We start from the raw sequence: 18404 nt of genomic DNA, 5'->3' as shown, positions 1-18404 counted from the left end.
ATTTTATGCAAAAAACGGTGGAACGCCAACGATTGATGGTCGTTGTAGTAAATGGAATCATTATGGCTTTGTATTTGGCACTTACGATTTTAGTGGCACCAGTCTCTTCTGGACCTATTCAATTTCGTATTTCTGAAAGCTTGAATCACTTAGTAGTCTTCAACCGGAAATTACTTTGGGGCGTGTTAGGTGGCGTCATTGTCTATAACGCATTTTTTGGTTTTGGTATATTAGATGTGGTCTATGGTGGGGGACAAACCTTGATTTCATTGGGGTTGACTGCTTTGCTACAAAATAAAGTAAAGAATGTCAAAATAAGATTAGCATTAAATACGCTTTTCTTTACAATTAGTATGGGATTGATTGCGTACATGTTGGTACCAACTGGTGGACAAGCATTTTGGACAACTTACGGTACGCTAGCTTTGAGTGAGTTCATCATTATGGCTATTTCTGCACCATTGATGTATTACTTGGATCGTTCCCTAGACTTTGAAAAAAGAGTATAGCGATCAATAGGTAGATAGAGGAAAACCTGTTAATCAGTTAAAATATATTTATAAAAAGGGATAACAGTAGTTAAAAGAAATTCATCTTTAGCTACTGTTTTTATTTACGCAAAATTAGAGGTTGTGAAAGAAGCGTTTAGCTCCGAGCGAATAAGAGAGGATTTTTTAAAATAGCTCCTCATATTTTAGAAAATCATCGCTTATTGTTGAGGAGTTGCTTCTTGAACACCGTGAATCAGAGGTCGTGAAAACATCGGGTAGCTCTGATGACAATAAGAAAGAATTTTTTGAAACAGCTTCTCTTGTTTTGAAAAATTCAGGCTTATTTCAAGGAGCTGATGTTTGAACACCGTTTATTCGTTTTTAGAGATACTAGAAGAGACTGAGACAAGTTTTGTCCCAGTCTCTAATCTTAGTATGTTTTTTCTATCGTAAAGTTGACTGATCCTTTACACATTTATTCAGGGTTTTGTAAATTTTCGATTTCGATCACTTTGTAATTTTTCTTTTCAAGATGGTTCACGATCGTGTCGCAAACTTTTTGATCTGTATGTGCAGGTAACGTGATTAGTGTACGACGGATGTATTCTTCTTTTTCAATATCTAACGTGATGCAACTTGCGATACTACTATGTTTTGCGATGATTTTAGCGATCGTAGCTAAATCTCCTTGTTTTCCAGTAGAAGCAATCGTTAAAACATAGCTGCCTTGTTCTACGCTCCAAGATTGTGAAAGCATGTTTAGCAATGTACTGTGGGTCAAAATACCGTAGAAATGATTGTCATTGTCAAGAACAGCAATATAAGGCAACTCTTTGATCGTAAAAAATATTTTAAAGAATGAAGTATCTAAATAAATGAATTTTGTTGCATTTTTCAAGAGGTGGGTGACGGGTAAAGTCATATCTCCACCATTCGCTTTGTGACGATAAATGTGCATTTTGTAAATATTTCCACGGAAAATATTTCCTGAAGCATCTAAAATTGGCACACAACGATAACCAGAGGATTCTAGAATCGCTAAGGCTTCTTCCAAGGTACTAGTTTCTGTGACAGTTGTTAAATCTTTTTTCTTATATACGAGTGTTTTTAGTAGCATAAAGTTACCTCCATGTATCTCATTTTTACTTAATTTCAAATTAATCATATCATAATTAATTATAAAACAATAGGTTATTCAATCTCGAATTGACAGAAAATCTTTTCCATGATACTGTAAATGAGTATAATTTTGATTTTCAGTGAGGAGGTAGGAGCGGATGGCAAAGAAGAAAGCAGCATTAGCTTGTTCCGTTTGTGGTTCTAGAAACTATACCAAATCGGTTAGTGAAGGAAAAAGTGGCGAACGTTTGGAAATCAATAAATTTTGTAAATATTGTAATCAATACACATTACATAAAGAAACAAAATAGAGGACAGGAGGGCCCGCAATGAAATTCATTAAAAGTGTAAAAGATGAAATGAAACAAGTGACTTGGCCTAGTGGCAAACAATTACGCAAAGACACACTAGTTGTCATTGAAACATCAATTATCTTTGGTGTGATGTTTTTCGTAATGGACACAGCGATCCAAAGCTTATTTGCTTACTTACTAAAATAAGTCGCTAGTAAAAGCAAGGATATCGTGCTATAATCAACGTGAAGAAAAACTTCGGGAAACTGGGGTTTTTTTATTTTACAACGAAATGAGGAGCCTTTAATGGAATCTTTTGAAAAAAATTGGTATGTACTACATACATACTCTGGTTATGAAAACAAAGTAAAAGCAAATATCGAATCACGTGCGCAAAGTATGAAAATGGCTGACTTTATTTTTCGTGTAGTTGTTCCTGAAGAAACTGAGAAAGAAGTAAAGAACGGAAAAGAAAAAGAAATCGTTCATAAAACATTTCCTGGTTATGTCTTAGTAGAAATGATTATGACAGATGCTTCTTGGTATGTTGTACGTAATACACCTGGTGTAACAGGATTTGTAGGGTCACATGGTGCAGGTAGTAAGCCAGCTCCATTATTGCCAGAAGAAGTAAGTCACATCTTACGTTCAATCGGTATGAGTCTTCGTCAAACAGATCTAGAGATCGAAGTTGGCGAAGTAATCAAGATCATCGAAGGTGCTTTTGCAGGCTTAGAAGGTCAAGTAACTGAAGTAGATGAAGAAAAAGAAAAACTAAAAGTTAATATTGATATGTTTGGTCGTGAAACAAGTACTGAACTTGATTTTGAACAAGTAGATAAAATCGACTAAGTATTCAACTATCTGAGGATGGATTTTTAAATAGAAATCCATGCGACGATCAGATAGCATCACGACTAAAAGATTGAAACCGAGATTTGCAAAAATTGTTTAACCTATTTTTGCAATATTTCGGTTTATTTTTTCAAGTCGTTCACGAATAACCACTAATATAGGTTGGGAATTTGAGCCGATTTGTCAGTGGAAAATTGAGAATGCTAGTCAGAGAATCGATCAAATTAGAAAGGAGAAACAATGAAAAATTGGAGAAAGTCTGGAATCGTCGGCTTTTTATTGATGGTCAGTGTTCTTTTTATAAGTGGCTGTCAGACAAAAGAAACAAGTCAGTCGTCTGAAGCTGCTAAAACAGTTGAAACAACGCAAGCAACGAAAGAAAAGGAAACGCAATCGACTACCCCTACTTTGTTTTTCCATGGATATAGTGGGACAGTTAATTCATTCAAAGGAATGATCCAGCGCCTGGAATCATCAGAGAGTGGTAAAAAAGAATTAACATTGACGGTTGATGTCAATGGCAATGTACAGGCAGAAGGAGAACTTTCAAAAGAAGCAGATAATCCAATGATCCAAGTTCTATTTGTAGATAATAAAAATAATGAATGGAACCAAACAGAATGGATCAAAGACTGCTTAAGTTATTTGCAACAGACGTATGGAATCAATCAAGTGAATCTGGTAGGACATTCAATGGGGGGCGTCAGTGGTCTTCGGTATTTAGCTACTTATGGACAAGATCAAACGTTGCCTAAAGTGGATAAATTCGTGGCAATTGCCGCACCATTCAATGACTTTGAAGAAAATAATGGGCAAAGTATCAGCGATGAATTAGCTAATGGTCCAGCGATAGCTTCTAGTCGTTATCAAGACTACCAACGACTTATTGGCAATGTGCCAACCACTACACAAATCCTGCTGATTGCAGGACAAGTGAGTGAGACGGATTTAAGTGATGGGACGGTGTCATTAAGCAGCGCTTTAGCAGTGTATGCGTTATTGAAGCAACATGGAAATCAAGTGGAAGAAAAAGTGATCACAGGGGAGAACGTAACGCATAGTATGCTTCATGAGAATAAAGAAGTTGATGCCCTCACGCGCCAGTTTCTTTGGAACATCGACTAATGAAAAAAATAGGTTGTTAAAGTATATAAATATATTTTTAAACTATTGATATATCATAAAAAAACTATGGCAATCGGCAGGAATGGCATGTTGGATTTTCAGTCGCTTTCTATTTTTTAGAAAAGTAGCGCTTGTTACGAAGATCAGTCCAGTAACCTCTAATTATTCGATAGTCGCTGAGCTTGGGACAAAAAGGTCGTCCCGAGCTCTTTAGCATGTATAAAAACGAATAAACAGAGATGCAAAAGTAGCGCCTTCGAGAATTTCCTTCTAATCTTTGGATAATAAATGTTTTTAGCTCAACCTCTAAGGAACTTTTTTTTCGAAAAATAAGGAAAAATGTACCCGTGTTTCAGCATTTTCTATGAAATAATAAAAGATAGAAGCTAGCGAAAGGAGTAAATGAGCATGAGAGTTTTTTTCCCTGATCCTCAACGAAGACCACAAAAAGATATTCAAGAAATGACTGCTAAATTAACCAAGCAATTCCAAGCAATTGATGAACGATTAACACTAGAACATTTTGATGATTTTGTTGATTATGGCCCAGAAGTGTTTCCCCAATTAGCTCCACTTTATTGGGATCCACGAGTGCCGAATCATCCAATGGAACACTTTGTTTACTATGAATATGTTTTGAGATTAAATGGGTTTCCTATTTATGTGATCACACCGTATAGTGAGGTCATAGATAAAACTTATACGAGAAAAGGGAGAGATAAAGATCCCTTTTGGTCTTTGATGAGACGTATTGATCCTGAGATTTTATCGCTCATCCATGATTATCAGATCCAAAATCTTCATTACTGGCGGGATCTTTATTCAGTAACCCAATTTCAAGCAGAAATCAATAAAATCAATAGTAGAGTATCCTTGATCCCCGAAAAAACAAATAACGAGGCGCGCACACTCCTTTTTATTGATCCAAAACAACGAGACCCTGAATTTGTCCGACGAACCACAGAACAAATGGCTCAAGAATTAGCTGAGCTTGATCCGCACTTGTCCGTGGTCTACCATGAGGACTTTATTGATTTTGGCCCAGAAGATGGGCTGTTTTTATCCGAGTGTCCTTTTGATCCAGAAGAGGATGATCCTGATGATCCACGAGCGGGGCTAGCAGATACAGAGTATACCGTCTATTATGAGGATACGATCTTATATGCTTCAACCCCTTATTCCTTAGGTTATGGGTACCATAGGGACTATTTTCGAGGAGGAATCCCTAGCACGGAATACTTAGGACTATCTCAAGAATTGACGGCAGAAATCCTAAAAATCCTTCATACGTTTAAAATTTATAATAAGTATTATTGGCGACATCTATATACTCCTGCAGAATTTCAAACAGAAATAAGGCGCTATCAAAAAAGTTGGGACTTAGAGTAAGCAAAGTCCCAACTTTTTTCTATTTTTTTACAAGAGGATAGACGGTGGAAATCGTTATTTTTCCATTTTCTTTGATGTTAACATGACCTTGGATCTCAAAAAGACCGTTGCTTGCTTTTCCGCTGAATGGTTTATTTCCGGTGCCATTAAAGGTCGTTTCGGAAATAATTTGTTCGACTTCTTTCATGATTTTTTCTGCATCCCAATCATCGGGAAAGACAGTAGAATTAGCTTCTTTATATTTTCCTGCGTATTTTACTTTCGCTTCATAAGGCATACCTTTTTTTACTTCTCCGATTGGTTCGTAGATAATGCCACTTTCTTTTCTATAAAAATCTGGGTGTCTTGAATGCGCACCTGACAGATTAGGAACACCATCTTTGCCTGGTTTGACCTCACCCGCTAGATGATTGAGAGTTTTTCGTTTAAAATATTTCGTCGGTTGGATCTTTTCTACGATGCCTTTATTTGGGCACCCTTTGAGAAGGATTTCTTCTTCTGCTGCTAAAATGGTTTTGGCTTGTGCTTCTTCGACTTCAACAGCACCGATGAGTTCTCCTCGTTCGACCGTGGTCAATAAGGAACGCATCTCACTCCACGGCAAACACATGGCCACTAAAAGCACATCCAGTGGTTCAATTTTCATCTCAGATTGCTTGATGCGCAATTCGGTATTTTCGTAATTCGGTAGGTTCTTTAAGACGTTGCCACCAATTTCTTCTAAGACATTTACCGTGTCGTCATTTAAGGTTTTAGGTAAGGCGTCGGTTCGTTCCTCGTCATAAAGACCATCAGCTAATGCGTAGTATGTAGCGTAAATACCAAAAAATTTCTGGACTTTCCGTAAAGAATAGATGACTTGTTGGTTATAGCCGATGGTAATTTGTTCCATCGGCACAACGGTTTGTGTCCCGCGATAAACAAATGCGCCCTCTCGATTGAGTACTAAATCCTGCCCATTGGCTTGTGCAACGATTCGGAAGAAATTAGTATAAAATGTTTCTGGAAATTGGCTGATCAGCTGGTCACGTTCCTTGATCATTGCTCCAGTGATGTCTTTTCCTGTCCGATTGACGGTATCGACATCGGTTGGTGGGATCGCACCTATTTGAACGGTTGCATGATTCAAAAAGAACTGTAGTACGGTCTCAGGTGTGTCCATTTGGTTAAGGAAGGTATCAAAATCTGTTTCGATGGCAATATTGATCGTATTAGAACTGTAGTTATTGTAGGTTTGTTTCTCATGATCATAGGCAGTAAATGCAAAAGTAGCATTCACTTGCTTATCGGTCCACATCGAAGGAACAAACGTGATTTCTTGTAATGAGCCGATCCTAGGTGGAATTTTGATGTTCCCGGGGTAGTAATTATTGATCGAATTCTCTAGATAAACTAATAAACTTTGTCCATCAGTTGTTTTTGGTCGAAAAGTCAATTTTTCTTTGGTTTTGATGAGTTGATAGCCTGACAGATCGGGACTGACATTTAAGTAATCGATAAATTGGTTTTGTAAAGCAATCCAGCTAGCCATTTCCATTTTGCTAAATTCGTCTAAATCGGTAGGATTTTCTGGATGATCAATGATTTCGTCAAAAACAGCAAGGGTATGTCGTAACAACTTCTTTTGTGTGAGACGATAAGCTTGACTAAGGGCGGTTTCTTGTGCACCGGGTTTGAGATACGGGGTAGTAAACTCTGCTAAGGTGACCGCTTGAATAATTGGTGCGATCGGTGCGAGATTGAAACGAGTACTTAACGGTAGGAACGCTGGGCCATACATTAAATCTAAGTAGTCATTTAAGATCAAATTATCAAATACGTTTCGCTGACTCGTTAACGAAGAGAAGCCTTTTTGAAAGGTAAGTTTTTCTATTTCTGCTATTTTTTGTGGTTCTTCGAGTGGCGAAAGCGTATTAGGCAACGTGAAAGGCACTGTCGCTTCTTTACGTGCGGCTTGAAGTGTTTGTTCTGTAGCAAAAGCCGTGATGCTAGGCGGAAGTATCGTGGTAAACAAAAGAGAGAGGACAAGCCACCAACAGCCCCAAGTTAATTTTTTGTTTTTCATTTTTTATCACTCCTTTAGTTTGATACCACAAGTGTACAAAATAAAGAAAGCGTTTTATTTGAAAATGAATGTTCTCTAACACCTTATTTTTCCAAAAAAAAGAAAAAAAGTTCTTCTATAATGAGCAAACATGAGCAAGGTGGTGTAAATCATGTGTTTTTACGATGGCTTATAAATAGAAATACTCTTTGACAATAAAAAAAGGCTCTTTTAAAATGCGAAAAACGATTTTAAAAGAGCCTCTTTTTATTGCTCAAGATGAGGGAAATCAACACACCCTCACATGAAACAAATAACTATTCATTTTTTATAAGGAAACTATTGTTAGTGATTCAAGAGTTCGGCTGTTAAACGTTTTGCTGTCGGTGTAACCGCCAAACCACCTTCAGCCGTTTCTTTAAAGATGGCTGGCATCTGACGACCTACTTGATACATCGCTGCGACGACTTCATCTGGTGGGATGACACTTTCGATTCCTGCTAAGGCCATATCTGCCGAGATGAATGCCTGAGAAGAGCCGAGGGCGTTTCTTTTAACACAAGGGACTTCAACGAGGCCTGCGACAGGATCACAAATCAGACCCATCATGTTTTTCAGCGTAATTGCGATAGCTTGGGCTGCTTGATGGGGCGTGCCATTTTTTGCACAGACTAGGGCGGCAGCGGCCATTGCACTTGCTGAACCAACTTCTGCCTGGCATCCGCCTTCTGCACCACTGATGGAGGCGTTATTGGCAATGACTAATCCAAAGGCACCAGCGGTAAAAAGAAACTCAATCTGTTGTTCGTGGGTCAAAGACAATCGGTCACGGACAGCCATGAGAACACCAGGTACAACACCAGCGCTTCCTGCTGTAGGGGTGGCACAAATCAACCCCATTTTTGCATTTACTTCGTTGACAGCGATAGCGTTGCGGACTGCTGACAAAATGGTTTCACCACTTAAAAAGTCGGCTTCTTTTAAGTAACGAGCTAGTTTTTGGGCATCACCGCCAGTGATTCCAGTCACAGACGTTACACCTTCGTTTCCTTCAGTGATGGATTGTTCCATGACACTGAGGTTTTTTTCCATGATTGCAATGATTTGTTCCCGTGGACGACCACTCATTTCCATTTCAACAGCAATCATTAATTCTGCGACACTAGGATAATTTTCTGCTTGGCGAACCAACTCTTCAATAGAGAAAAACATCTTTCTTCCTCCTTTAATCAAAATAATTAACGCTGTCGATCTTCGGTAATTGCGTTAGTTTACTGATGGTATCATCTACTTGTGGATCATCTACTTCAATGATCATAATGGCATTTTCACCCTTTGATTCTCGTGTAACAGTCATTGTACCGATATTTGTATTTGTTTCTGAAAGGATATTCGTTACTTTAGCAATCATCCCAGGTACATCTTGATGAACGATGATAAAGGTCGGTGTTCCCATGCTTAATGAGATTTTGAAGCCGTTTAATTCCGAGATTTGGATATTTCCGCCACCAATCGAGATACCAGTGACTGAAAGTTTCCGTTTTCCTTTTTTCAACAATAGTTTAACGGAGTTAGGATGCTCAGCTTTTTCACCCTTAGGCACAAAGAGAACTTCCATTCCTGCTTCATAAGCTAACTGCAGTGAATCTGCCAGACGCTCATCATCTGGTTCCATGCCTAACAAACCACCAACTAAGGCGATATCTGTTCCGTGTCCCCGATAGGTTTTTGCAAATGATTCATAAAGATAGATATCCACAGAATCTGGTTGTTCCCCAAAAATACTACGGACGATTTTGCCGATTCGAGCAGCTCCAGCAGTGTGAGAGCTGCTTGGACCGATCATGACTGGACCAATAATGTCAAAAACACTACGATATCTTAATTCTTTCATTTTTCCACCTCTTTAAAATAGATAAACACCCCAGCAAAAGTAAGTGAACTGTGTATAGCTCACTTACTCGTTTCCTCATCATTTTTGAACCATAAACTACATTAGTTAAATTAAATAAATATTTCACAAGTGTGCATTAATCTAGGAAACGCATCAATGATAGCTATGAAAATATATCGAACAATATTTTTATATTTTTAAATAGAAGAAAGCAGAAATTTCTAAATTACTAATGAGTGAGCGGTAGTGATACCTTATGTATTTTCGCTTGTTTTCTTTTCAGCGTAAGTGTATCACAAAAGAAGGAAGATGAGGTGGACTTCCTGTTGATTTTTAGTTTTTTTTTAGAGGTTCAAGCAATAAATTAAACATTTATCAGAAAAAAATCTTGAAAAATAGAATATATTTGCTATACTGTATCAGTGTGCATTGTCATATGCATTATTTTGACTGATAATCGAAGGATTATGAGTGAAAACGTGGGAGGAGAAATATGCATCTCCAATTAACCACATCACGGACTTAAGGAGGTATGTCTCGTGGCAAAGAAAGTAGAAAAAATCGTTAAATTGCAAATTCCTGCAGGTAAAGCAACTCCAGCTCCACCAGTAGGTCCTGCACTAGGTCAAGCGGGTATCAATATCATGGGATTCACTAAAGAATTCAACGCTCGTACAGCTGATCAAGCAGGTTTAATCATTCCGGTTGTTATTTCTGTATACGAAGATCGTTCATTCACATTCGTTACAAAAACACCACCAGCTGCAGTATTATTGAAAAAAGCTGCAAAAATCGATAAAGGTTCAGGCGAACCAAACAAAACTAAAGTTGCTAAAGTTTCTAGCGATCAAGTAAAAGAAATCGCTGAATTAAAAATGGAAGACCTAAACGCAGCTGACATCGAAGCAGCTATGCGCATGGTTGAAGGAACTGCACGAAGCATGGGGATCACTGTAGAATAATCGCTACACCCTAAGAAAGTAGCTTCTCAGTTGGCTCTGTATTGAAAGATATAGAACACGTGGGAGGTACAACCGTTATAACCACAATCAAGGAGGAACCAAAATGGCTAAAAAGAGCAAAAAAATGCAAGACGCATTAAAAAAAGTTGATTCAAGTAAAGTTTATCCTGTTGCCGAGGCTGTAGCTTTAGCAAAAGAAACAAACATTGCAAAATTTGACGCGACTGTTGAAGTTGCATACCGTTTGAACGTAGACCCTAAAAAAGCAGACCAACAAATTCGTGGTGCTGTAGTATTACCAAACGGAACTGGTAAAACACAAACTGTTTTAGTTTTTGCTAAAGGAGACAAAGCAAAAGAAGCTGAAGCAGCTGGTGCAGATTTCGTTGGTGACGACGACATGGTTCAAAAAATCCAAAACGGATGGTTTGACTTTGACGTAGTTGTTGCTACACCTGATATGATGGCAACTGTTGGTCGTCTAGGACGTGTTTTAGGACCTAAAGGCTTAATGCCAAACCCTAAAACAGGTACTGTAACAATGGACGTAACAAAAGCTGTTAACGAAGTAAAAGCTGGTAAAGTTACTTACCGCGTAGACAAAGCTGGAAACATCCATGTACCAATCGGTAAAGTATCATTCGACAATGAAAAATTAGTTGAAAACTTTGCAACAATCCATGATGTATTAGTGAAAGCTAAACCATCAGCAGCTAAAGGTCAATACATGAAAAATATCACAGTTACAACAACATTTGGACCTGGTATCCATGTAGACCAAGCTTCTTTCTAATTCTTGAATTAGAACGTTGATTGATCCAACTGAAAAATAATTCTTGACTCAACTAGTTTAGCATGCTAAGCTAGTTGAGGTTAATAATTAACTTGTACCGAAGACAGTAGGTGGCGTAGCCTTAATTTCCTACCGAGGACGTTTATTGAATACTTTCAATAGTCCCTCTATGTCTACGGTGGCATAGAGTTTTTTTATTGTGAATCACTAAGAACGAAGTGAGTAGATGATGAACAATACTTGGCGAACAGAGTGAGCGAAGTTCCCTCTCAAGCGAAGCATGATGAATCACTAAGAACAAAGTGAATAGATGATGAACAAACTTGGTCAATGATCAAGTGTAAAAACTCTTCCATCAAAATTCAGGAGGTGAAACTCAAAAATGAGTGAAGCAATTATCGCAAAAAAAGCAGCAATCGTTGATGAAGTGAGCGAAAAATTTACAGCAGCAGCTTCTGTAGTCGTAGTTGACTACCGTGGTTTAACTGTTGATGAAGTGACTCGTTTACGTAAACAACTTCGTGATGCAAACGTAGAAATGAAAGTTATCAAAAACTCAATCCTTTCACGTGCCGCTAAAAAAGCTGGATTAGAAGGCTTAGACGAAGTATTCACTGGACCTACAGCCGTTGCATTTAGTAACGAAGACGTTGTAGCACCAGCGAAAATCATGGACGAATTTGCTAAAGAAGCAAAAGCATTAGAAATCAAAGGCGGTATCATCGAAGGTAAAGTATCTTCATTGGAAGAAATCACAGCATTGGCAAAATTGCCAAACCGCGAAGGACTTCTATCTATGTTGCTATCTGTACTACAAGCGCCAGTCCGCAACGTGGCTTACGCTGTCAAAGCAGTGGCAGACAAAGAAGATGGAGATGCAGCTTAATAGCCGCATAGCATAAATAAAAATACGAACATCTAAAACGGAGGAAATTATAATGGCAATGAACATTGAAAACATTGTTGCTGAGTTAAAAGAAGCAACTATCCTAGAACTTAACGACTTAGTTAAAGCTATTGAAGAAGAATTTGGCGTATCTGCTGCTGCTCCTGTAGCTGCAGTTGCTGCTGGTGGCGCTGCTGCTGCTGAAGAACAAACAGAATTCACTGTAGAATTAACTGCAGCTGGAGACCAAAAAGTTAAAGTTATCAAAGCAGTTCGTGAAGCAACTGGCTTAGGCTTGAAAGAAGCTAAAGCTGTAGTTGACGGAGCTCCTGCACCAGTTAAAGAAGGCGTATCTAAAGAAGAAGCTGAAGAATTAAAAGCTAAACTTGAAGAAGTTGGCGCATCTGTAACTGTTAAATAATTTTATTGATTTTTAATTGACTAAAAGCCTTGATATTTAAGGTTTTTAGTCTTTTTTTATTTTTTTTGACCATACTTTTGACCATACTTTTTAAAAATTTAAATAAGCCGCAAACTTATCAGCAGACCTTTCTTTTTGTTTTTTAGTCACATGAGTGTATATGTTCATTGTTGTATGAATATCTGAATGTCCTAACCTTTCTTGAACTTCTTTGATAGACAAACCAGCTTCAAATAATAAGCTACAATGTGTATGACGGAAGCCATGTATGGTAATATCATTGAAATTATGTTCTTTGCATATTCTAGATAAAATAATATTAGGCCGAGTTATATCTATATAATTATTGTTTTTAGAAGAAAAAATTATTTGATTCTTTGTTTTAGCGTGTTGACCATGTGCAAGTAAATAACGTTTTTGCTGAGTTTTCCATGCCTTCAAAATATTTAGTGTTTCGTCATCTAGCGAAATTTTTCTAATAGATGTGTTTGTTTTTGGTGGTGTAGAAATAAATTTATTATCTGAATTTCTCGTGATAGTTTTATTGATTTCAAGTGTTTTATTAAAAAAATCTACATCGTCCCAAGTTAATGCTAATGCTTCACCTTTTCGTATTCCTGTAAAAGCTAGAACTCTGAATAGAGGATAAGTTATAGGGAATTTGTCTTTTTGACAGCATTCAAGAAAATCTTGTAATTCTTCTTTTTCAAAATATTTTAATTTAGTCTTTTTTTGCTTGCGTTCTCCTTTTGAAAAAGTCACTTCTTTCATAGGATTTTCTTTAATTAGGTTCATTTTTTTTGCATAATCAAAAACTGCAGATGTATAACATTTTAAAGCTTTATAGGTAGAATATTGTTCTTTCCATTTGTTGATAGCTTCTTGACAGTAAGCTATGTTATAGCTTTGTATTTTTTTATTTCCAAAAAAAGTTGAAATGTTTTTATCAAACAAAAACTTAACACGTAAGTAAGTACTTTCTCTGACTGTTGGTTTATATTGTTCAATCCACATATCTTTTACTTGTGTAAAAGTGTAGTTATTGTCTTTTACTAGTTTTTTATCTGTAGCTAAAACTTCTAGTCTAGCTAGTGCGATTTTCGCTTCTTTTTGTGTTTTGAATCCTCTTTTAGTTGTATATCTCTTTTTTCCAGTTAATGGATCAATACCAAGATATGTCTTGAAGTACCACGCTTTTTCACCATTTTTCTTCTGGTATTGTTTAATCATTGCCATAAAATCCAACTCCTATTCTAATTCTATTTCTAAAATACTGTTGTCAAATGATTCTAAAATCTCGTTTTTTTCTATAAAATCAATCCATTCTTGATATCCGTTGTATTTTGGAATTCCTAAATGAGATTTAAGTTTTTGATAGGTATTTGCCACAATTTTTTTCCATTCTTCTTCACCAGTACGAATGATTTTATCATCATCCCACTTTTTTGTTTTTCCAGTTCGTTTACTATTTTTTGATATTTGATAGTCTTTCCATTTGGTTAAAAATATATGTTTTGAATTAGAATTGTTTTCTAACCATTCTTTGAATTCTTGATATTGCATGTTTTTCTCCTTTCGAATGTATGTTCTTATAGCTGTAAAAGAAAAGCCCGAAGGCTTTTTATATTTTGGTTATTTCTCCGTTATTCATATCCCATTGAGCATGCATGGAACTTAAATTTGCTCCCGGAGAACTCATAGTACCAGAAAATACTACTTGATCACCAATTGAAAATTGGCTAGTATCTTCTATATTTTTTACAAAAATAACATAAGATGCTAAAGGAGTAGCTGAAACAGAAGTTGTCCAAGATTCATTATTAAACTTATTATTTGCTATAATAGCTACCCTATGGTTCATTGGTTCTATAACTGTTCCTGTAAAAGTAAATTTTTTATTTCTAATTAATTCATCAAAAACTTTTGATTGGTCTGATGTCGGGTTAATAGAATAATATTGTTCAACGAAATTACCAAAATCTTGATTATTATTTTCAAGAAACTTTTTGAATTTATTTAAATTATCTGTTGTTTGTTGATTTTCTATTTTGGTATTTTCGTAAGAAGTACGTGTAGTTGAACTACTTGTTGCTGTATGATCCTTGTCAGCTGTTGGCAACAAAATAAATCCTATTATTGTTATTAAAAATGCTAAAGCTATCTTATTAACAATTTTCTTTTTTGATATATATTTTTTTGAGAAGAAAGAATATATCAAAAAAATTGTTCCTAATAAAATTCCTAATAAGCCACCTAAAAATAAAAAATTTCCCATAAATTTCTCCTTGTTCTTCTGAGTTTATTTATATATAATTTTTTTGTAACAATTCTCATAAACGAGGAAATGGTCCATGTGAAAGCATGGGCTTTTTATTTTTTTATAATATTCAATTCTGGTTCCTTAGCATTTAAACAATAGATGGAATAGTCATCAAAAATAAAAATATGATTCTTATATAAATAAATTGTGCCATATTTGTTGTGATAATGAACAAGAACTTCTTCGAAAAATTCTTCAGTTACTCCTAGAAATTCTGCACATTCAAATTTAGTGTGGCAACCAAAGTTAGAACAATCTATTAACTGATCAAGTGTGACGAGGCGCTCGACAGAATCTCTTCTTGCTTTCCATTCTTGTTTTCTATTGTCAGGAGTAGTGTAATCAATAATGTTTCCTATACTAGTTTTATGATGTGAATATTCTTCAGATAATATAACTCTTTTTTCAATATTATTTAAATACTTATCCAAGAAGATAGTATTATTTCTGTAGCATCCTTTTAGCCCAGTATTTGATTTAAGTGTAGTTTCAATTACAGGAATTTCATTAACTACTTTATCTAAAAGTATTTCATATTCATTCATTTAAACCAAAATCACCTACTTATTATGTTTCTTATCATGATCAGCTTTTACTTTATCTAAAAATGCTTCAATTTCAGATATTTTTTCAGCAGTAAACGTTTTATCAGGATCATCAGAATGAGCAGCTAAAGTATATATTTCATCGCTATTCTTTTCCTCTTTTTCAATAGGAATAACCTGTACTTTAGCTTGTTCTTGTTTTTGTTCCTCCAATTCCTGATTAGCAAAGTCATAAACTTTTTTCTGACGTGGAGAAGATAGTTGATTATATATTTTTTCTATAGAACTAGTACTATTTACATCTTCGTCAAATCCTAATAAATATTCAGAAGAAACGTCAAGAACTTTTGCGAAATCTTCCACTTTATTTAATGGAAATTCTCTAGTTCTATTAAAATATCTAGATAATGCAGATTTAGCCATACCTACTCTTCTTGCAAGTTCGCTAATAGATAATTGTTTTTCTTTCCTTTTCAAGTCTATGATTTCAACAATTTCATCATTACTTCTCATTTACTCACCTCATTTCTACAACAATATTATAGCGTTGTTCCCAAATGGATACAACCCGTATATTGAAAAAAATTGTTTGTATCTATTTTTGAACTTTTCGTTGACAAAAGAGAACGATAGATATATATTAGTTTTGTACCCGAAAGAGAACGAGAGGTGATGAAAATGACAATTGATTTAAATCGCTTGAAAGCTGAGAGAATTGCTAAAGGATTAACTCAAGGTGAAATGGCAAATTTGATGGGATGGAAATCTAGAAATCCATATGCTAAAAGAGAAAATGGTATTGTGGCAATTGGAGCGGATGAATTATTTAAGATGGCAAGTATTTTAGGGTATGGGCCTAATGAATTAATTATTTTTTTTAAGAAAGATGTTCCCATAAGGGAACGATAACTGGCGTGAGGTGAGAGTATGGAAAAACAGATAAATAAAAAAGAACATTATTTAACAAAATTTAAGCGTAATAATGACGTTGTTGAATTTGGTTTTTCAAAAGAAGTTGAAGAATCAGGAAAAGCAATTTTAGCTGAATTAAAAAATAGGGACTTAACATACGATGATGCGTATGCAAGTCTCCAATGGGTTTATAACAAGCTTCAATATGAATCCAACTTTATTAAAATTCGATAAAGCAAGAATCATCATCAACTTTGATTTCTAGAATTTCAAAATTATCATCATTAATTAACATTGATTTTAATTTTAAATTGGTTTCAAGAAAATGAACATTTCTAACTGTTCTAGTTAAAGGTTCAATATATTGAGATTTTTTGCTGTTTTTAGAAACAAAATTAACAATTTCTTCTAACAATAATTCAGGATGAGAAAAAGCTTTTTTTGTACTAAAATAGACAGTTTCTTTATTCTTTTTCCAAAGACTAAACATTTCTTTTGGTAAACAATTATCAATTCGTTTTTCTTGGATATCATAATCAGAATCAAAGTTTTTTAAAATAATACTCGTTTTTGACTCAGTTAGAGGTAAATATTCTGCAGTCAAAATTTTGTTTTTATAACTTACAACTAAATTGAATTGTTGTTTGTTAATGATGTCAAATTGAAGAGCATGAAGTAAATAGTAAACTGCTTGGACCTCATTTAAGTTCATTTTTTTCACCACCTTTCTTCATTGATATTTTATCAAGAGGTGGAAATCAAAACAATAATTGTAGGAGGTGTAATCTATGCAACTAAACATTCCAGATGAAGTAATTCAAAACGAATTAGCAAGTAACATTACTTTTATTGTTTTGAAAGAAATCGAAAAGCGATCCAGCTTGTTGACTAAAACTGTTGAATTACCACCTTACCCGAATAAGTCTCAAGTAAAAGAAATATTGAGAATTGGTGATGACAAATTAAGCGGTTGGATTTCAAAAGGTTTAAAGATTCAACAATGGAGTGAACAAGATATTCGAATTGAACGAACTGAATTACAACGATTTTTAAAAGAAACTTTTGAAATTTAAATATTTAAACTTGTTCTACACTCACCACTTCCGAAAAGAGGAGTTGCGAGTTTTCTCCTTAAAAAATCAAGTTCGCACATACACGTTGGCATGAGCAACTCCTCTTTCCGGAGGTGGTGACGGTGAGAAACGAAGGAGGGAGCGAATGACCTTACAAGAGCATCAACACTTGATGCAAAGACTTAATCAGGAATACCACAAGGAAATGAAACCTAGATTGTTAGGGGAACAATGGCGTGAACGCCAGAAGAAGTGGTTAGAAATAAAAAGACCGACCAGCGACTGCAATCGCTAATCGGCAACAAACAAAAAATTATATCGGGAGAATTATAACATATGAATAAAAAAATTGAAAACCTTATTGAAGAATTAGCTAATGAATGTGAAAAAGAAAGCTTAGGTCTTTCACTAGCTGTGGCAGATGATGAATGTGTGGCAATCAAAATCGCTGGACCAGCTAATCTTTACGCAATTAGTATTTTTGAACAAGGAAACATCATTAAGAAATCGTTTCGAAGCAATTGCAATTGCGAAGAGTGTCAAACTTTTAGACGAGCTGTCCTTAAGTATCAGAAAGAAATGGTGTTCCATTTAATGGAGGAATCTGAATTGCTGGAGGAATTTGAATGATGAATGAAAAAACAATTGATTTACTCATTATTTTATTTTTCACGTTAGTGATTGTAGCGAAAAGGTACGTAATCTTTGGCTTGTTATTCGCAATTACCATGCTTGTCCTTTGCGTGTTAGCAAGCAGAAAAGAGGGGAAACATGAACGAGTTAGCAAATCTTGACAACTATTTAACTGATCCTGATTATGCTAAACCACCATATGAAGCACCAATCGATGAGGAGGATGAAGATGAGTAAATCAACTTTAGACATGAGCCATCAAGAATGGCTCGAAGACCGCAAAAGAGGTATTGGTGGTTCTGATGTCGCAACCGTACTTGGATTGAATAAATACAAATCCCCTTATCAATTATGGCTTGAGAAAACGGGTCAAATTGAGTTGAAAGATTCAGAGAGCGAGCCAGCTTATTGGGGCAATGTTTTAGAAGAAGTTGTTGCCAAAGAATTTCAAGAACGAACAGGCAAAAAGGTCCGTAGAAGAAACCAAGTGTTTGAACATCCGTTACATCCATTTTTAAGAGCCAATATCGACCGTGATGTAGTAGGAGAAAATGCCATTCTTGAATGTAAAACAGCGAATCAATTTCTTAGCAAAGAATGGGAAGGAGAAGAAGTGCCACTCAGTTATTTGTGTCAAGTGCAACATTAT

26 protein-coding genes and 1 other annotated feature are annotated in these 18404 nt (G+C 35.6%); of the genes, 16 read left to right on the top strand and 10 right to left on the bottom strand.

Features of this window, described 5'->3' with window-relative positions:
• Window positions 1-5 precede the first annotated feature (5 nt).
• On the top strand, window positions 6-509 hold the full coding sequence (locus AB5M32_RS12400; protein ID WP_010720160.1) for a QueT transporter family protein: 504 nt from the start codon (window positions 6-8) through the stop codon (window positions 507-509).
• 457 nt (window positions 510-966) lie between these two features.
• Here the strand turns inward: AB5M32_RS12400 and cbpA are convergent, their stop codons facing one another.
• The gene (gene cbpA, locus AB5M32_RS12395; RefSeq protein WP_010738510.1) at window positions 967-1608 is read right to left on the bottom strand and encodes a cyclic di-AMP binding protein CbpA; all 642 of its coding nucleotides are present in this window, start codon (window positions 1606-1608) and stop codon (window positions 967-969) included.
• Window positions 1609-1768: 160 nt separating this feature from the next.
• Between cbpA and rpmG the strand changes: the two genes are divergently transcribed.
• The 5 genes from rpmG (at window position 1769) to AB5M32_RS12370 (ending at window position 5272) form a co-directional block, all read left to right on the top strand.
• Complete coding sequence (rpmG, locus tag AB5M32_RS12390) at window positions 1769-1921, top strand: 50S ribosomal protein L33 (protein WP_002294578.1); 153 nt, start codon at window positions 1769-1771, stop codon at window positions 1919-1921.
• Between the two features lie 18 nt (window positions 1922-1939).
• Window positions 1940-2110: a preprotein translocase subunit SecE gene (gene secE, locus AB5M32_RS12385; RefSeq protein WP_010720158.1), complete on the top strand. Its 171-nt coding sequence runs from the start codon at window positions 1940-1942 to the stop codon at window positions 2108-2110.
• 99 nt (window positions 2111-2209) lie between these two features.
• Entirely contained in the window at window positions 2210-2755 is a 546-nt protein-coding gene (gene nusG / locus AB5M32_RS12380; protein WP_010720157.1) for a transcription termination/antitermination protein NusG, read from the top strand.
• A gap of 243 nt (window positions 2756-2998) precedes the next feature.
• Window positions 2999-3883, top strand: coding sequence for an alpha/beta fold hydrolase (locus AB5M32_RS12375; protein ID WP_178286853.1), 885 nt, complete (start codon window positions 2999-3001; stop codon window positions 3881-3883).
• Window positions 3884-4291: 408 nt separating this feature from the next.
• Entirely contained in the window at window positions 4292-5272 is a 981-nt protein-coding gene (locus AB5M32_RS12370; protein WP_178286851.1) for a hypothetical protein, read from the top strand.
• 19 nt (window positions 5273-5291) lie between these two features.
• Here the strand turns inward: AB5M32_RS12370 and AB5M32_RS12365 are convergent, their stop codons facing one another.
• From AB5M32_RS12365 to sdaAB, 3 genes are all read right to left on the bottom strand, one after another.
• Window positions 5292-7337: an EndoU domain-containing protein gene (locus AB5M32_RS12365; protein ID WP_207432749.1), complete on the bottom strand. Its 2046-nt coding sequence runs from the start codon at window positions 7335-7337 to the stop codon at window positions 5292-5294.
• 324 nt (window positions 7338-7661) lie between these two features.
• Window positions 7662-8528 carry an L-serine ammonia-lyase, iron-sulfur-dependent, subunit alpha gene (sdaAA, locus tag AB5M32_RS12360; RefSeq protein ID WP_063626532.1) on the bottom strand — a complete coding sequence of 289 codons (867 nt, stop codon included), beginning with the start codon at window positions 8526-8528 and terminating at the stop codon, window positions 7662-7664.
• Window positions 8529-8541: 13 nt separating this feature from the next.
• Window positions 8542-9210: an L-serine ammonia-lyase, iron-sulfur-dependent subunit beta gene (sdaAB, locus tag AB5M32_RS12355; protein ID WP_010720152.1), complete on the bottom strand. Its 669-nt coding sequence runs from the start codon at window positions 9208-9210 to the stop codon at window positions 8542-8544.
• A gap of 539 nt (window positions 9211-9749) precedes the next feature.
• Between sdaAB and rplK the strand changes: the two genes are divergently transcribed.
• From rplK to rplL, 4 genes are all read left to right on the top strand, one after another.
• Entirely contained in the window at window positions 9750-10172 is a 423-nt protein-coding gene (gene rplK, locus AB5M32_RS12350; protein ID WP_010720151.1) for a 50S ribosomal protein L11, read from the top strand.
• Between the two features lie 103 nt (window positions 10173-10275).
• The gene (gene rplA / locus AB5M32_RS12345; RefSeq protein ID WP_010720150.1) at window positions 10276-10965 is read left to right on the top strand and encodes a 50S ribosomal protein L1; all 690 of its coding nucleotides are present in this window, start codon (window positions 10276-10278) and stop codon (window positions 10963-10965) included.
• 79 nt (window positions 10966-11044) lie between these two features.
• Window positions 11045-11170: a sequence feature (ribosomal protein L10 leader region), on the top strand.
• Between the two features lie 177 nt (window positions 11171-11347).
• A complete protein-coding gene (rplJ, locus tag AB5M32_RS12340) occupies window positions 11348-11851 on the top strand; it encodes a 50S ribosomal protein L10 (protein WP_010720149.1) in 504 nt (167 codons plus the stop codon).
• Window positions 11852-11903: 52 nt separating this feature from the next.
• The gene (gene rplL / locus AB5M32_RS12335) at window positions 11904-12272 is read left to right on the top strand and encodes a 50S ribosomal protein L7/L12 (protein ID WP_010720148.1); all 369 of its coding nucleotides are present in this window, start codon (window positions 11904-11906) and stop codon (window positions 12270-12272) included.
• A gap of 90 nt (window positions 12273-12362) precedes the next feature.
• Here the strand turns inward: rplL and AB5M32_RS12330 are convergent, their stop codons facing one another.
• The 5 genes from AB5M32_RS12330 to AB5M32_RS12310 form a co-directional block, all read right to left on the bottom strand.
• Entirely contained in the window at window positions 12363-13508 is a 1146-nt protein-coding gene (locus AB5M32_RS12330) for a site-specific integrase (protein ID WP_181934907.1), read from the bottom strand.
• Window positions 13509-13520: 12 nt separating this feature from the next.
• Window positions 13521-13835 carry a hypothetical protein gene (locus AB5M32_RS12325; RefSeq protein WP_010738263.1) on the bottom strand — a complete coding sequence of 105 codons (315 nt, stop codon included), beginning with the start codon at window positions 13833-13835 and terminating at the stop codon, window positions 13521-13523.
• Window positions 13836-13893: 58 nt separating this feature from the next.
• Complete coding sequence (locus tag AB5M32_RS12320) at window positions 13894-14547, bottom strand: DUF3221 domain-containing protein (RefSeq protein ID WP_368024494.1); 654 nt, start codon at window positions 14545-14547, stop codon at window positions 13894-13896.
• A 95-nt stretch (window positions 14548-14642) separates the two neighbouring features.
• The gene (locus AB5M32_RS12315; protein ID WP_368024493.1) at window positions 14643-15137 is read right to left on the bottom strand and encodes a toxin; all 495 of its coding nucleotides are present in this window, start codon (window positions 15135-15137) and stop codon (window positions 14643-14645) included.
• A 15-nt stretch (window positions 15138-15152) separates the two neighbouring features.
• Window positions 15153-15650, bottom strand: coding sequence for a helix-turn-helix domain-containing protein (locus AB5M32_RS12310; protein WP_368024492.1), 498 nt, complete (start codon window positions 15648-15650; stop codon window positions 15153-15155).
• A gap of 165 nt (window positions 15651-15815) precedes the next feature.
• On the opposite strand from AB5M32_RS12310, the gene AB5M32_RS12305 reads away from it, so the two are divergent.
• On the top strand, window positions 15816-16046 hold the full coding sequence (locus tag AB5M32_RS12305; RefSeq protein WP_368024491.1) for a helix-turn-helix domain-containing protein: 231 nt from the start codon (window positions 15816-15818) through the stop codon (window positions 16044-16046).
• Window positions 16047-16064: 18 nt separating this feature from the next.
• The gene (locus AB5M32_RS12300; protein ID WP_368024490.1) at window positions 16065-16283 is read left to right on the top strand and encodes a hypothetical protein; all 219 of its coding nucleotides are present in this window, start codon (window positions 16065-16067) and stop codon (window positions 16281-16283) included.
• Here AB5M32_RS12300 and AB5M32_RS12295 read toward each other — a convergent pair.
• Entirely contained in the window at window positions 16270-16761 is a 492-nt protein-coding gene (locus AB5M32_RS12295) for a hypothetical protein (RefSeq protein WP_181934910.1), read from the bottom strand. The genes AB5M32_RS12300 and AB5M32_RS12295 overlap by 14 nt on opposite strands.
• A 76-nt stretch (window positions 16762-16837) precedes the next feature.
• Here AB5M32_RS12295 and AB5M32_RS12290 point away from each other — a divergent pair, with 76 nt between their 5' ends.
• The 4 genes from AB5M32_RS12290 to AB5M32_RS12275 form a co-directional block, all read left to right on the top strand.
• A complete protein-coding gene (locus AB5M32_RS12290) occupies window positions 16838-17122 on the top strand; it encodes a hypothetical protein (protein ID WP_010738250.1) in 285 nt (94 codons plus the stop codon).
• A gap of 145 nt (window positions 17123-17267) precedes the next feature.
• Window positions 17268-17417, top strand: coding sequence for a hypothetical protein (locus tag AB5M32_RS12285; RefSeq protein ID WP_179130742.1), 150 nt, complete (start codon window positions 17268-17270; stop codon window positions 17415-17417).
• 41 nt (window positions 17418-17458) lie between these two features.
• Complete coding sequence (locus tag AB5M32_RS12280; RefSeq protein WP_010738245.1) at window positions 17459-17752, top strand: hypothetical protein; 294 nt, start codon at window positions 17459-17461, stop codon at window positions 17750-17752.
• A 232-nt stretch (window positions 17753-17984) separates the two neighbouring features.
• Window positions 17985-18404, top strand: a 420-nt coding sequence (locus AB5M32_RS12275) for a YqaJ viral recombinase family protein (protein ID WP_368014405.1), incomplete at its 3' end; no start/stop codon positions are given.

The organism is Enterococcus sp. C57 (genome assembly GCF_040887305.1).
Lineage (GTDB): Bacteria > Bacillota > Bacilli > Lactobacillales > Enterococcaceae > Enterococcus_B > Enterococcus_B hirae.
Note: the sequence above shows the minus strand (reverse complement) of the source record. Positions and strands in the feature narration are given on the sequence as shown.

Coding starts and splice junctions, on each gene's coding strand:
- AB5M32_RS12400 (WP_010720160.1), top strand. CDS start 6: ATGCAAAAAACGGTGGAACGCCAACGATTGATGGTCGTTGTAGTAAAT.
- cbpA (WP_010738510.1), bottom strand. CDS start 1,608: ATGCTACTAAAAACACTCGTATATAAGAAAAAAGATTTAACAACTGTC.
- rpmG (WP_002294578.1), top strand. CDS start 1,769: ATGGCAAAGAAGAAAGCAGCATTAGCTTGTTCCGTTTGTGGTTCTAGA.
- secE (WP_010720158.1), top strand. CDS start 1,940: ATGAAATTCATTAAAAGTGTAAAAGATGAAATGAAACAAGTGACTTGG.
- nusG (WP_010720157.1), top strand. CDS start 2,210: ATGGAATCTTTTGAAAAAAATTGGTATGTACTACATACATACTCTGGT.
- AB5M32_RS12375 (WP_178286853.1), top strand. CDS start 2,999: ATGAAAAATTGGAGAAAGTCTGGAATCGTCGGCTTTTTATTGATGGTC.
- AB5M32_RS12370 (WP_178286851.1), top strand. CDS start 4,292: ATGAGAGTTTTTTTCCCTGATCCTCAACGAAGACCACAAAAAGATATT.
- AB5M32_RS12365 (WP_207432749.1), bottom strand. CDS start 7,337: ATGAAAAACAAAAAATTAACTTGGGGCTGTTGGTGGCTTGTCCTCTCT.
- sdaAA (WP_063626532.1), bottom strand. CDS start 8,528: ATGTTTTTCTCTATTGAAGAGTTGGTTCGCCAAGCAGAAAATTATCCT.
- sdaAB (WP_010720152.1), bottom strand. CDS start 9,210: ATGAAAGAATTAAGATATCGTAGTGTTTTTGACATTATTGGTCCAGTC.
- rplA (WP_010720150.1), top strand. CDS start 10,276: ATGGCTAAAAAGAGCAAAAAAATGCAAGACGCATTAAAAAAAGTTGAT.
- rplJ (WP_010720149.1), top strand. CDS start 11,348: ATGAGTGAAGCAATTATCGCAAAAAAAGCAGCAATCGTTGATGAAGTG.
- rplL (WP_010720148.1), top strand. CDS start 11,904: ATGGCAATGAACATTGAAAACATTGTTGCTGAGTTAAAAGAAGCAACT.
- AB5M32_RS12330 (WP_181934907.1), bottom strand. CDS start 13,508: ATGGCAATGATTAAACAATACCAGAAGAAAAATGGTGAAAAAGCGTGG.
- AB5M32_RS12325 (WP_010738263.1), bottom strand. CDS start 13,835: ATGCAATATCAAGAATTCAAAGAATGGTTAGAAAACAATTCTAATTCA.
- AB5M32_RS12320 (WP_368024494.1), bottom strand. CDS start 14,547: ATGGGAAATTTTTTATTTTTAGGTGGCTTATTAGGAATTTTATTAGGA.
- AB5M32_RS12315 (WP_368024493.1), bottom strand. CDS start 15,137: ATGAATGAATATGAAATACTTTTAGATAAAGTAGTTAATGAAATTCCT.
- AB5M32_RS12310 (WP_368024492.1), bottom strand. CDS start 15,650: ATGAGAAGTAATGATGAAATTGTTGAAATCATAGACTTGAAAAGGAAA.
- AB5M32_RS12305 (WP_368024491.1), top strand. CDS start 15,816: ATGACAATTGATTTAAATCGCTTGAAAGCTGAGAGAATTGCTAAAGGA.
- AB5M32_RS12300 (WP_368024490.1), top strand. CDS start 16,065: ATGGAAAAACAGATAAATAAAAAAGAACATTATTTAACAAAATTTAAG.
- AB5M32_RS12295 (WP_181934910.1), bottom strand. CDS start 16,761: ATGAACTTAAATGAGGTCCAAGCAGTTTACTATTTACTTCATGCTCTT.
- AB5M32_RS12290 (WP_010738250.1), top strand. CDS start 16,838: ATGCAACTAAACATTCCAGATGAAGTAATTCAAAACGAATTAGCAAGT.
- AB5M32_RS12285 (WP_179130742.1), top strand. CDS start 17,268: ATGACCTTACAAGAGCATCAACACTTGATGCAAAGACTTAATCAGGAA.
- AB5M32_RS12280 (WP_010738245.1), top strand. CDS start 17,459: ATGAATAAAAAAATTGAAAACCTTATTGAAGAATTAGCTAATGAATGT.